Raw genomic sequence first — 12,513 nt, 5'->3', positions numbered from 1 at the left:
CCTCAGATCCTCGCCCAACTCCTCACGTACGGACGCCGTGCGGCCCTCACCGGCCGTGCGGCGTCCGCCGTTTGCGGGGGTTCGCCGCTCCGGGCCCGTTCCGCCTCCCGCAACTGGCGGTCGATGCGGCGTTCGCGGGCGATGCCGACCAGCGTCGGCGCCAGGAAGAGTACGAAAACGAACGATATGCCCAGGTAGTTCAGGAATGTGTTCATGTCTCTACTGTCGCCGGTTCCGGCCGAACCCGGCAGTGGCAGGACTGTCATGCAGCATCGAATTACTGCCACACTGGGGGGCATGCTGAAGAATGTCGCCGCCCTGCTCCTCGATGAGGTCCATCCCTTCGAACTCGGCGTCCTGTGCGAGGTCTTCGGACTCGACCGCAGCGACGAGGGCCTGGCCGTACAGGATTTCGCCGTGGTTTCCGCCGAGGGCCCGACGCTCAGGACCCATGCCGGCTTCACCCTCACCACCCCCCACGGCCTCGACCGCCTGGAGGAGGCCGACCTCATCGCCATCCCGGCCGGCAGCCGCTTCGGCGACCGGGAGTTCCCCGAGGAGGCCCTGGACGCACTGCGCCGGGCCGTGGACCGCGGGGCCAGGGTGCTGAGCGTCTGTTCGGGGGCGTACATGCTCGGCGCGGCCGGTCTGCTGGACGGCCGGCGATGCACCACCCACTGGCGGCACGCCGACGAGCTGGCCCGCCGTTACCCGCGGGCGATCGTCGAGCCGGACGTGCTGTACGTGGACGACGGCTCCGTCATCACCTCGGCGGGCACGGCCGCGGGGATCGACGCCTGTCTGCACCTGGTCCGCCAGGCCTACGGGCCCGCCGCCGCCAACACCATCGCCCGGCGCATGGTGGTACCTCCGCACCGCGACGGCGGGCAGGCGCAGTACATCCAGCGTCCGCTGCCGCGCACCCGCTGCGACACCGTCGGCTCCACGCTGGCCTGGATGGAGCAGCACCTCGACCAGGAGATGACCGTCGAACAGCTCGCCACCCAGGCACACATGTCACCGCGCACGTTCGCCCGCCGCTTCCAGCAGGAGACGGGCACGACGCCGTACCGCTGGCTGCTGCGCCAGCGGGTGCTCCTGGCGCAGCACCTCCTGGAGACATCCGATGAAACGATGGATACGATCGCCGGCCAGACCGGCTTCGGCAACGCCGCGGCACTCCGCCATCAGTTCGTACGATCCCTGGGAACCACACCGAATGCCTATCGCCGGACCTTCCGCGGCCCGACCGCATTGACCGAAGTCGCCTGATCTTTTACGGATATGACCTCCGACCATTCGTCCAATCGATTCCCTCACATGTCCATGGACCGAACCCCTGTCGGCGGTCCATGGTCGGGCGCATGGACATCCGGATGGCTAAACGAAGGACCATCGGGGCCGTGGTGACCGCGCTCGCCGCCACTCTGCTGCCCTTGCAGAGCGCCTCGGCCGAGGACGGAGCGGCCGACGCCGCGCCGCCCGAGGTGCTGCCCTCGCTGCGGCAGTGGCAGCCCGGTGAAGGGGAGTTCACGCTCACGGACCGGGCGAGGATCGTGCTGGACGGGGTGCGCGAGCAGCGCACGGCGGTCGATGCGGCGCGGTTCGCGGGCGAGTTGGCGGGGAAGGCCCCGGTCTCGCGCGGCACGGCCCGCGCCGGTGACATCGTGCTGCGCCAGGACGCCACCCTGAAGGACTCGCTGGGCGCGGAGGGCTACCGCCTCGACATCGGCGACCGGCTCACGGTCACCGCCGCGACGTCGGCGGGCGTGTTCTACGGTTCGCGTACGGTGCTCCAGCTGCTGAACGACGACGGGCGGGCCGCGCGAGGTTCGGCGACCGACCTGCCCGCGTACCGCGAGCGCGGAGTCGGCGTGTGCGCCTGTTACATCAACGTCTCGCTGCCCTGGTTCGAGCGGCTGATGAAGGACATGGCCTCGCAGAAGCTCAACCAGCTCTGGATCGAGGCGAAGGTCAGGAGCGACGTCGACCCCGCGTCGGCGTTCTGGGGCTACTACACGAAGCCGCAGGTCCGTGCCCTGGTCGCGATGGCGAAGAGGTACCACATCGACCTGGTCCCGGAGATCAACTCCCCCGGCCACATGGACACGTACCTGGAGAACCACCCGGAGCTCCAGCTCAGGGACAAGGACGGCGTCGCCTCCCCGCCCCGGCTGGACATCTCACGCCCCGAGGCACTGGCGTACTACACCTCGATGGTCGACGAGGCCCTGGAGGTGTGGGACACCCGCACCTGGCACATGGGCGCCGACGAGTACATGATCGGCTCGTCCTACCCGAACTATCCGCAGCTTCAGACGGCCGCGACCGCGAAGTTCGGCGCATCGGCCACCCCCGACGACCTCTTCGCCGACTTCATCAACCAGGTCAACGCCCATGTGAAGGCCGACGGCCGGTCGCTGCGGATCTGGAACGACGGCCTGATGGGCCGCAACGGCGTCGTCCCCCTCGACCGTGACATCACCGTCGAGCACTGGCTGGGCGGCGGCGCGATCCAGCAGCCGTCCGCACTGCTGGCCGAGGGCCGGCCGGTGATGAACTCCGCGTACGCGCTCTACCTGGTGCGCGGCGGGTACACGATGCAGACCCAGAAGCTGTACGAGAGCGACTGGACGCCCCTGCGCTTCGAGGGCCAGACGCTGCCGGCCACGGCGGCGAACCTGACCGGTGCGAAGATCAGCCTGTGGCCGGACAACGCGGCGGCCGAGACCGAGAACGAGGTCGAGGCGAAGGCCTTCATGCCGCTGCGCTTCATCGCGCAGGCGACCTGGGGCGGTCCGAAGCCCACTGCGACGTACGCCGGTTTCGAGGCGCTCGCCCGGCGGATCGGGCACGCCCCCGGCTGGGACAACACCGGCCGCACCCCGCTGGCCGACGGTACGTACCGGCTGACGGAGGGCGCGAAGGCACTGGCGCCCGGTGCTGACGCCGGGGTGTCACTGAGCCGGGACGCGAAGGCGGCCTGGACGCTGACGGCGACCGCCGACGGGTACTACACCGTGAAGTCCGCCGACAGCGGACTGTGCCTGGACGCGGCGCGCGGGAAGAAGTACCTGGGCGCCCCGCTGGAGGTGGGGGCCGAACTGTCGCTCGGGTCCTGCGCGGCGGGCGCGCGCACGCAGCGCTGGCAGCTGGACGCCGGAGCCGGGGCCCTGGTCCTGCGCAACGCGGTCTCGCAGCTCCGGCTGACGGAGCGGGCCACGGACGGTGCCGCGGTGCAGACGACGGGCGGGACGCGCCTGACCGCGAGGTCCGCCTGACCGCAGCTGTGGGGCCCGCCGGTACCGGCGGGCCCCACAGGCGTGTCAGATGCCGCAGCTGGGCGCCGACCAGTAGTGGCTGGGGCCCTGGTTCACGTGGACGTGGTCGTCGTGGCCCGGGTAGCCCGGGCCGAGGATTCCGTTGAACCCGTGGTTGCGGGCCTGCTGGGCCAGGGTGCAGAAGGAGATCCCGCCCAGGTCGGCCGCGTCGCCGTACAGGTGACGGCTGTTGGACGCGCCGCCGACCGCGCTGTTGCAGGAGTAGGAGCGGAAGCCGCTGTTGACCGTGATGGGCCGGTCACCGAGTGCGTGGCGCAGCGCCTCCAGCTTCCACATGGTGCTCAGCGCGTTGGCCTTGGCCGTGCCCGCCGCCACGGCGCCACCCGCCCAGGTGCTGTTGCAGTGGTTGAGCTCGCCGTACGTGAAGTGGGCGGGCGTGCAGTCGCCGTCCTGGAGGGCGTAGAGCTTGGACTGGGTGGCCGGGCCGGCGACGCCGTCGGCGGCCAGTCCGTAGGCGGCCTGGAAGCGTTTGACGGCCGCGGTGGTGGCGGGCCCGTAGGAGCCGTCGATGGCGAGTACGGAGTTGTATCCGGGGTATCCGGCCACCCTGATCTGGAGCTGGACGACATCGTTGCCGGTGGCGCCCGAGGAGAGGGTGCGGGTCCAGGTGTAGCAGTCGTCGGCCTGTGCGGTACCGGCGGTCACCACCGCCCCGCCCAAGGCGAATGCCATGGTCATGACAAGGCCGAGCAGGAGTCGTGCGGAACGTCTGAGCATGGGGGCTCCCTACCACGAGAAGGTGTGGAGTGTGAGCCTGGCGGACGAGTCGACGCGCGTCAACTATGCGTGGAAGAACGCAAGTTGACTGTGCGAAAACGCGTGAGGGCCCCGTCCCGGCGTACCGGTACGGGGCCCCTCACGCCTGTGCGCCGGGCGGATCAGTCGTTCGGGACGACCTCGTAGCGCGGGGTGTTCTCCGCCATCTGACGCAGCGCGTCCTTGCGGTCGCGCTTGGAGAGGCGGTCGATGTACAGGTAGCCGTACAGGTGGTCCGTCTCGTGCTGGAGGCAGCGGGCGAAGTAGCCGTCGCCCCGCACCTTGACCGGGTTGCCCTTGGCGTCCTGGCCGCGCACCACCGCGTAGTCCGGGCGGGCCAGCGAGGCGTACGCCGTCGGGACGGAGAGGCAGCCCTCGTTGGAGTCGTCCAGGACACGCTCCTCGGGCGCCAGCTCCTCGAGCACGGGGTTGCAGATGGCGCCCGTGTGCCGGACCCCGTCGTCGTCCGGGCAGTCGTAGACGAAGACCTTGAGGTCGACCCCGATCTGGTTGGCGGCCAGGCCCACGCCCTCCGCCGTCCGCTGGCTGGCGAACATGTCGTCGATCAGCTGGGCCAGCTCGTCGTCGAACGCGGTGACGTCCTTGCACTCCTTGTGCAGGACCGGGTTGCCCACGACCGTGATCGGGCGCGAGGTGCCGCGCTCGCGGTGTGCCGCCTCACGCGCCTCGCAGTCCTCGGTGTCGATGAGGAAACCTTCCTCGTCGACGCTGATCTGCTCGTCCGTCTCCTGCTGCGCCATGTCCGCCGTACGCCTTCCTCACAACCTGAAACCCGGGATCCGCGGCTCGCGAGAACCCGGGTGCCCGAGCACCGGAATCGGTGCGCGTACAGCCTACGGGCACCCGTGGGCCGACTTCTTCGAGACGTCAGCAGACTTCTTCGAGATCCCGCCACTCGCGGCTGTCCGGACTGTCAGCCACCCAGCCGTCGAGCAGCCCGCGCACCAGCCCCGCGGGCGCCGCGAGACCGCACTCGCGCTCGGGCACCCACAGCTCTCCGGCGGTGCGGTGGCCCAGCGGACCGGGATGGCCCGGCTCGCTGTGGTCGTGCGGGTCGAGATGCTCGCCGTCGCCCTCGTCGCTCTCCATCCGGCTCTCCGAACAGGCCCGGCACAGCAGCCGCACGGACGAGGACCAGTCCTCGGCGGCGAACCCGGCGTCGGACGCCAGCTGCTCCAGCGCGTCCCGGTCCGCCTCGGTGGCCGCTTCGAGGAGCACCACCCAGGTGGGGACGGGGGACGGGGCCCAGAGCTCGATCTCGTCGAACACCGGGTACGAGGGCCCGGCCGCGGTGATCCGCTCACCGTGCGGCACCCCGTCGTGCAGGACGACCTCGCCCCAGCGCCGCCCGGACGACGGCAGCGGGATCGACAGCACCTCGATCCGTGCCGGATCCAGCCTGCGGCCCCAGACGACCTCGGCCTCGCCCTCCGGCGACAGCCGCACGGCCGCACTGCCCAGCTCCATGCCGACCGGCTCACTGCCCGCCGCCGGAGTCTGCTGCCCGCCGCCGGGCACCTTCAGCCCGTACGCCTGCCAGGCCCGGCGGGCCAGCGGCCAGTCCTGGAGTGCGGTGGCGGCGATCCCGACGTTCCACCAGTCGGGGGCGCCGGACTCCTTGTCGAGCAGCGCGACGGCCCGCAGGCCCGCGGCTCTCGCCTGTTCCCAGTCGTGCCGGAACTTGTGCAGCAGCGCCAGGTTGAACCATGACTCGGAGAGCCAGGGTTCCAGGTCCGCCGCCCGCGTCAGCAGCGCGCCCGCGTCCTCGTACCGGCCGTCGCCGATCAGCGTGAACGCGCGGTCCGTGGCCTGCCGCCAAGAGGCGGAGGGCCGATGCCGTACCTTCCCGAAGATCCTCACGATTCCCGCCTGTCCCGACTGGACACCCTCGTTTTCCGCTCTCTTCGCATCCAACCATGCCCGGCCGGACGCCCGCTCATTACCCATGGGTTACCCAGGTGGGACGGGGGTCAGACCGTCCCTGGCCAGAACCCTGGCGAGCGATTCCACCACCTGGGGCTGGTAATCACGGCCGGTCCCGAGCCTGAGCTGTTCCAGGGCGCCGAGCGGCCCGCCGATCCCTTCCCCGCACAGGTCGTCGTATGCGTTGACCGCACGGACGATCCTGGCGGACAGCGGCTGCTCGCGGTAGGGGTCCGCCTGCCGTTCCACCACGACGGCGACCTCGGTGTCCACCCCGGTCTGGCGGACCACGGCCCCGCCCAGCAGGGCGATCCGGCGCTGCTCGGCGGCCGGCAAGGAGGCGGTCGCCCCGTCCGGTACCGGGTCGACGAGCGAGAGCTGGCCGATGTCGTGCATCAGCGCCGCGTACTCCAGGACGGTGAGGTCGGGCCCGGAGAGGCCCATCTCGCGTCCGACGGCCGTGCAGAGCACCGACACCCTGCGGGCGTGACCGTGCGGGGTGTACCCGGCGATCTCGGTGGACCGGGCGAGCGAGGCGATGGTCTGCCGGTAGGTGGTGCGCACCGCCGCGAACCGGCGGAAGGACACGTGGGTGAGGAGCAGCGGTACGCACAGGACGGGCAGCGCCCACAGCCCGGCGACGGCGACCCCGAGCGCCATCACCGCGCCGGTCGCGCAGACCGCCGACCCGATGCCGCCCAGCGCCCGCAGCTCGTCGCGGAGCAGCGGCCCGTACGGGACGGGGGTCAGCCCGGCCGCCCGGAGGCTGCGGGGCAGGGTGCGGGCGCGCAGCAGCAGGGCGCTGAGCACGGCGTCGCACAGGGCGGTGAGGCCGAGCAGCACGAGGAGGAAGGCCGCGTAGTACGGGCCGTCGCCGAACCAGTCCGCGGACCGGCCGGAGTTGTACAGCGGCTGGAAGCAGACGGCCGCGAAGGTGACGGTCAGGACGCGGCGGGCCACCTGGTCGGGGCCGGGTCCGCTGCCGCGCGCGACATGGGGCACGGAGGCGACGAGCTGCGCGGCGACGAGCACGGCGATCACCTGGAGCACCCCGTGGCTGGTCGGCTGCCCGCCGCTGCTCCCGAGCAGGGCGTACGCGAGCGCCCCGGCCGCGCCGAGCGGTGCGGGCTCCCGTTCGCCCGGCTGGGCACCCCAGCGGGCCAGCTCACCGATGGTGATGAGCAGCCCGAAGGCGAGGGCGTGGCCGGGGTCGTGGACGCCGCGCCAGAGCGTGTGGACCAGCCCGGCGGCGGCGAGCGCGAGGACGGCACCCCGGACGGCCAGGACGACGGGCGGCAGCCGTACCCACCGGGGGCTCACCGGGGGAGGCCCGAATCGAGCCCGTCCGGCGATTGAGGACGAACCGGCCCCCGGACGGCCCCGGCGCCGACGTCCCCGCCCTCGTCCCCGGCCGCGCCCCGCGGTACCGGAACCCGCACCTCGTCCGCCGTCCCTGCCGTCACGGCTCCCGACCACCCGTGCCGTTCCAGGCCCCGCGCAAGCGCCCGGACCATCTGCGGGTCGAACTGGGTGCCCGCACACCGCTTGAGCTCCTCCACGGCGACCGGAACCGGGCGCCCCGGCCGGTAGGAGCGGGTCGAGGTCATCGCGTCGAAGGCATCGGCGACGGCGACGACGCGGGCGAACTCGGGGATCCGGCGGCCGCTCAGCCCGTACGGGTACCCGCTGCCGTCGAGCCGTTCGTGGTGGTGCAGGATCGCGGCCCGGGCCTCGCCGAGGAAGCCGATGCCGCGGACGATCTCGTGGCCGTACTCCGGGTGCAGCTCGATCACCCGGCGTTCCTCCGGCGTCAGGGGCCCGTCCTTGCGCAGCACCCTCGTCGGCACCCCGAGCTTCCCCACGTCGTGCAGGATCCCCGCGAACCGGAGCACCTCGATGCGCTCCCGCGCCATGCCCAGCTCCTGCGCGATGAGCACGGACGCGCGCCCCACCCGTTCGCTGTGCCCCCGGGTGTAGGCGTCCTTGATGTCGACGGCCTGCACGAGGGCCCTGATCGTGGCGCGGTGCGCGGCGTGCTCACGGTGGTACTGGGCGAAGACCCAGCAGGAGATGTACATCGGCAGCAGGACGAAGAGCGCGGCCAGCGGCCCGTACGAGCTGTACCACAGGATCGCCATCATCAGCCCGGCGAGACCGTGCACCAGGTGCGGCCCCAGCGAGCGGGGCAGCAGGCCGCTCCAGGCGCGCCGCAGGGGCAGTTGTTCCGCCGCGGCGAGGATGGAGCCGTCCAGGGCGGTCAGGACGAGGCTGAAGACCAGCGCGGCGGCGCAGGCGGGCAGCAGGGCGTACGGGAGGTCGGGGAGCCGGTCAGGCCCCGGGCCGCCGAGCGCTGCGGGGCCACCGAGCAGGGTGTGAACCGACGAGGCCGCCCAGACGGTGACGGCCAGCTGGCCGGCCCGCCAGATGCGGCGGGCCGCGGCGGGCGGCTTCTCCACCCGCCCGACGAGCGAGCCCGGGATCGCGACCAGCGCGGCCGCCGGAGGCGGCAGCAGGAACGCCGCGGCGAGCAGCAGGGGAAAGAACGATCCGGCACTGATGGGCACGGAACTGCCGAAGAAGGGACAGCGGCCGGGCAGTTCACAGACGAGATAGAGCCCGGCGAGCAGAACGAGGGTGGTCCACGGGGTACCCACGCCGGGACGCAGCGCGGGCAGGACGCACAGGACGGCGCCGAGTGCGACGGTCAGGATGTACGCCCGCGCCGCGCCGCGTGTGGCTCTCACCCGTTTCGCCCGCCCCCCAGCATCGCCAATGGAGGCGCCAGGCTAGCGAGTTGGGCGTCCCGGCTGAGTGCCGACGACTGCGATTAGCACGTTCGGGTGATGCGTCATTCGTTGGCGGCGGCCGGCAGCTCGGTGTCGGAGACCGTGAGGTCCTGTTCCGGTACCGCCTGCCCGGACCGGATCAGGTCGATCCGGCCCATCACCTTCGAGCGCAGGTCGGCCGGGACGTCGTCCTGACCGCAGCAGCGCTTGACCAGCTTCTTCACGGCCTGCTCCAGGCCGTACTTCTCCAGGCACGGGGAGCACTCGCCGAAGTGCACCTCGAACTTGTTGCAGTCGCTGTCGGGCATCTCCCGGTCGAGGAACTCGTAGAGGTGATCGAGGACCTCAGCGCACTCCGTCTCGTGCGGCTCTCCGCAGCTCATGAGCCCGAGCCTTTCCGATCGTCCGACTCACCGGCGCCCGCCGGGACGAGCCCGCGGTCACGGGCGTAGTCCTCCAGCATGCCGCGCAGTTGACGGCGGCCCCGGTGCAGTCGGGACATCACCGTACCGATGGGAGTCCCCATGATGTCCGCGATCTCCTTGTAGGCAAAGCCCTCTACATCGGCGAGATAGACGGCGATGCGGAACTCTTCGGGGATGGCCTGCAGCGCAGACTTCACATCGGAGTCGGGCAGGTGGTCAAGAGCCTGGGACTCGGCGGAGCGCAGACCGGTCGACATGTGCGACTCGGCACGGGCCAGCTGCCAGTCCTCGATCTCCTCGGCCGCACTGCGCTGGGGTTCGCGCTGCTTCTTGCGGTACGAGTTGATGAAGGTGTTGGTGAGGATGCGGTACATCCACGCCTTGAGGTTGGTGCCCTCACGGAACTGATGGAAGGAGCCGTACGCCTTGGCGTACGTCTCCTGGACCAGGTCCTCGGCGTCCGCGGGGTTGCGCGTCATGCGCAGCGCGGCCGAGTACATCTGGTCGAGGAAACCGAGGGCATCGCGCTCGAAGCGCGCGTTGCGCTCGGCGGTCGTCTCCTGCGGGCGGCCGTCGTCGGTCCCTGTGTCGGTCCCAGTGACCGGACCCACCTCCTCCAACGCTGTGGCGGAGCCGAAACCGGACCCGCTCGAATCGGAGAATAGTCGACCTTGGTCCGACGCGGGCTGTCGATCCGATCCGCTCAGTGCCCGCTCGGGAGTGGTCTTGGCCGCATGCAGCACCGTCCACTCCAGGTCAGCGGCGTTCGAGCGACGCGGGCAGATGGTCGAACCCATGCGACGGACTCCCTCTCCACATACGACGTTGGTGTACCGACGTCCCGAACAACAGCGGCCCCCCGTTCAACATTCCCGGGGTCCGGGACCGGCCCCGGATCACACGATTCCGGCCAGCCAGCCGGTCACGGACGTGGTGAGGATCTCCATCGCCTGATCCTCGGTCAGCCCCGAACGCTTGGGGACGGCGAAGCCGTGGTCCCCGTGCGGCACCTCGGCCATCCGGTACTCCCCCGGGGGGAATTCGGCGGGCTTGCCGAACGGGTCGTTGCCGCCCTGGACGACGAGCGTGGGCAGGCCGGAGCCCAGGAGCTCGTCCGCGCGGGACTTCTCCGGGCGGCCCGGAGGGTGCAGCGGGAAGCTGAGCGCCAGGACCGCCCGGGCACCGAGCTCCGCCGCGGTCCGGCAGGCGACCCTGGCCCCGGCGCTGCGCCCTCCGGCGACGACCGGGAGCCCCGGGGCCGCCAGGACCGGCCACAGGCCGCGCCAGCCGGTGTCCAGGGTCTTCGGGGCGGGCGCGAGCTTCTTCCCGGCGACCCGCCAGGGCTGCTCCACCAGAGCGACGCTCACCCCGTGGGCGGGCAGCGCGGCGGCAAGGGCCTTGAGGTCCCGGGCCTCGATGCCGCCGCCCGCGCCGTGTCCGAGCGCGAGCAGGAGGCGGGGCTTCTTCGCGGGCAGCCAGGTGATCCGGGCCGTACCGGCCTCGGTGTCGGCCGTCTCGGTGCGGGGTTCCTTCGCGGTGGCGTTCACGCCCCCATCCAACCAACCCGTGGCGGGCCGCCCGGGTACGGCGCGTCCCTCAGAAGCAGGTGCTCACCTCGGGCGCGTCCCTCAGAAGAGGGTGCTCACCTCGGGCGCGGCCAGCTCGTCCAGCAGCTCGGGGCCGTTGTTGCGCACGTTGCTCACGGCGGTGGCCACGGGGTAGGCCCGCATGAGCCCGCCGGGCGGGGGCGCGAGCAGCCCGCGCAGCTCCTCGACGTCGGTACGGGAGGGGTCGAGCCAGTCGTCCCAGCGGTCCGGGGTCAGCATCAGCGGCATCCGGGGGTGGATGTCGGCCAGCGCGGACGGGCCTTCGGCGGGTGCGACGGCCAGCGGGGCCGTCTCCGCCTCCGTCGTGATCACCGAGCAGGTCACCCACCAGGCCTGGGGGTGGTCGTCCGGCAGGGTCCGGTCCCGCCAGAACTCGTAGAGACCGGCCATGGCGAAGACGGATCCGTCGGCGGGAGTCACGAAGTACGGCTGTTTGCGGGGCCGCTTCTTCCGGCCCTTCTCCTCCAGCTGCCGCTCCTCGCTGCCGGTCACCCATTCGTAATAGCCGTCGGCAGGCAGGATGCAGCGCCGGGAGACGAAGGGGCGGCGGAAGGACGGCTTCTCGTGGACGGTCTCGGCGCGGGCGTTGATCATCCGGGCGCCGCCCTCCGGGGATTTGGCCCAGGAGGGTACGAGTCCCCACTTCAGGGCACGCAGCTGGCGAACCGGACGCTGGTCGTCGGCGTCCTTCACAGGACGCTCCAGTACGGCGTAGACCTCCTTGGTCGGCGCCACGTTGTAATCGGGTTCCAGCGTCTCGGCCGGTTCCCACTTCTCCACCTGAAAGAGTCCGGTCAGATCCTCGGGCCGCCGACTCGCTGCATACCGTCCGCACATAGGTGCCAGACTGCCACGACCGTCATCCCGACCGGACGCGAGACGGCAATCACGCCAATACAGCAAGGAGCCGCCCACCCCATGGACACCACCGATCTCGGCAATCTGTGGGACCGCGTCTTCGGCACCCAGCCCGCCCCCGAGCAGTGGCTGGTGGTCGTGACCGCCACGGCCGCGCTCATCGCCGTCGTACCGAACTTCATATGGCGGCTGTCGCGCAACGCGATCACCATCGCCCACGAGGGCGGCCACGGGCTGATCGCCCTGTGCACCGGACGGCAGCTCTCGGGCATCCGGCTGCACTCGGACACCAGCGGGCTGACGGTGAGCCGGGGCAAGCCGACCGGGATCGGCATGGTCCTGACCGCGGCGGCCGGCTACACCGCTCCGCCACTGCTGGGCCTGGGCGGTGCCTGGCTGCTGGTGAACGGCCGGATCACGCTGCTGCTGTGGCTGGCCACGGCGCTGCTCGCGGTGATGCTGGTGATGATCCGCAACGTGTACGGGGCGCTGACGGTGATCCTCACCGGTTCGCTCTTCCTGCTGGTGTCATGGCTGGCCTCGCCCGCCTGGCAGTCCCTGTTCGCCTACAGCGCGGTGTGGTTCCTGCTGCTGGGCGGCGTGCGTCCGGCGTTCGAGCTGCAGTCCAAGCGGCGGCACGGCGGAGCACCTGACTCGGACGCGGACCAGTTGTCCCGGCTGACGGACGTTCCGGCCGCGCTGTGGCTGTTCCTGTTCCACGCGGTGTCGCTCTGCTCGCTCATCGGCGGCGGCCGCTGGCTGCTGGGGCTGTGAGCCCGGCCCCGCGCCGCGACGC

13 protein-coding genes are annotated in these 12,513 nt (G+C 71.4%); 3 read left to right on the top strand and 10 right to left on the bottom strand.

Annotation, left to right across the window (positions count from 1 at the left end; all coding sequences use genetic code 11):
• Positions 1-2: 2 nt before the first annotated feature.
• Positions 3-215 (bottom strand): hypothetical protein, encoded by a 213-nt coding sequence (locus tag OG446_RS25760; protein ID WP_328896254.1) that lies wholly within the window; start codon positions 213-215, stop codon positions 3-5.
• Positions 216-297: 82 nt separating this feature from the next.
• On the opposite strand from OG446_RS25760, the gene OG446_RS25755 reads away from it, so the two are divergent.
• Positions 298-1,272 (top strand): helix-turn-helix domain-containing protein, encoded by a 975-nt coding sequence (locus OG446_RS25755; RefSeq protein WP_328896253.1) that lies wholly within the window; start codon positions 298-300, stop codon positions 1,270-1,272.
• A 104-nt stretch (positions 1,273-1,376) separates the two neighbouring features.
• Entirely contained in the window at positions 1,377-3,281 is a 1,905-nt protein-coding gene (locus OG446_RS25750; RefSeq protein ID WP_328896252.1) for a family 20 glycosylhydrolase, read from the top strand.
• A gap of 45 nt (positions 3,282-3,326) precedes the next feature.
• On the opposite strand, the gene OG446_RS25745 is transcribed toward OG446_RS25750, so the two are convergent.
• The 9 genes from OG446_RS25745 to OG446_RS25705 form a co-directional block, all read right to left on the bottom strand.
• The gene (locus tag OG446_RS25745) at positions 3,327-4,058 is read right to left on the bottom strand and encodes a D-Ala-D-Ala carboxypeptidase family metallohydrolase (RefSeq protein WP_328896251.1); all 732 of its coding nucleotides are present in this window, start codon (positions 4,056-4,058) and stop codon (positions 3,327-3,329) included.
• Between the two features lie 161 nt (positions 4,059-4,219).
• Entirely contained in the window at positions 4,220-4,858 is a 639-nt protein-coding gene (def, locus tag OG446_RS25740) for a peptide deformylase (protein WP_328896250.1), read from the bottom strand.
• A gap of 127 nt (positions 4,859-4,985) precedes the next feature.
• Positions 4,986-5,978 (bottom strand): tetratricopeptide repeat protein, encoded by a 993-nt coding sequence (locus OG446_RS25735; protein WP_219567555.1) that lies wholly within the window; start codon positions 5,976-5,978, stop codon positions 4,986-4,988.
• 90 nt (positions 5,979-6,068) lie between these two features.
• On the bottom strand, positions 6,069-7,361 hold the full coding sequence (locus tag OG446_RS25730) for an HD-GYP domain-containing protein (RefSeq protein WP_328896249.1): 1,293 nt from the start codon (positions 7,359-7,361) through the stop codon (positions 6,069-6,071).
• Positions 7,358-8,785, bottom strand: a complete 1,428-nt coding sequence (locus tag OG446_RS25725) for an HD-GYP domain-containing protein (protein WP_328896248.1) — start codon at positions 8,783-8,785, stop codon at positions 7,358-7,360. Before OG446_RS25725 ends, OG446_RS25730 begins: the two co-directional genes overlap by 4 nt.
• 104 nt (positions 8,786-8,889) lie before the next feature.
• Positions 8,890-9,210: a mycothiol system anti-sigma-R factor gene (gene rsrA / locus OG446_RS25720; protein WP_328896247.1), complete on the bottom strand. Its 321-nt coding sequence runs from the start codon at positions 9,208-9,210 to the stop codon at positions 8,890-8,892.
• Positions 9,207-9,863 (bottom strand): sigma-70 family RNA polymerase sigma factor, encoded by a 657-nt coding sequence (locus tag OG446_RS25715; RefSeq protein ID WP_018105559.1) that lies wholly within the window; start codon positions 9,861-9,863, stop codon positions 9,207-9,209. The genes rsrA and OG446_RS25715 overlap by 4 nt, the downstream gene beginning before the upstream one ends.
• Positions 9,864-10,148: 285 nt before the next feature.
• Entirely contained in the window at positions 10,149-10,799 is a 651-nt protein-coding gene (locus tag OG446_RS25710) for an alpha/beta hydrolase family protein (protein ID WP_328896246.1), read from the bottom strand.
• Positions 10,800-10,880: 81 nt separating this feature from the next.
• Positions 10,881-11,696 carry an SOS response-associated peptidase gene (locus OG446_RS25705; RefSeq protein WP_219567559.1) on the bottom strand — a complete coding sequence of 272 codons (816 nt, stop codon included), beginning with the start codon at positions 11,694-11,696 and terminating at the stop codon, positions 10,881-10,883.
• A gap of 81 nt (positions 11,697-11,777) precedes the next feature.
• Between OG446_RS25705 and OG446_RS25700 the strand changes: the two genes are divergently transcribed.
• A complete protein-coding gene (locus tag OG446_RS25700; protein WP_328896245.1) occupies positions 11,778-12,491 on the top strand; it encodes a M50 family metallopeptidase in 714 nt (237 codons plus the stop codon).
• The last annotated feature ends 22 nt before the right edge of the window (positions 12,492-12,513 follow it).

It is taken from the genome of Streptomyces sp. NBC_00236 (assembly GCF_036195045.1).
In the GTDB taxonomy this organism is placed as follows: domain Bacteria; phylum Actinomycetota; class Actinomycetes; order Streptomycetales; family Streptomycetaceae; genus Streptomyces.
The sequence above is the reverse complement of the archived record's forward strand: the minus strand, read 5'-3'. Positions and strand labels throughout refer to the sequence as shown.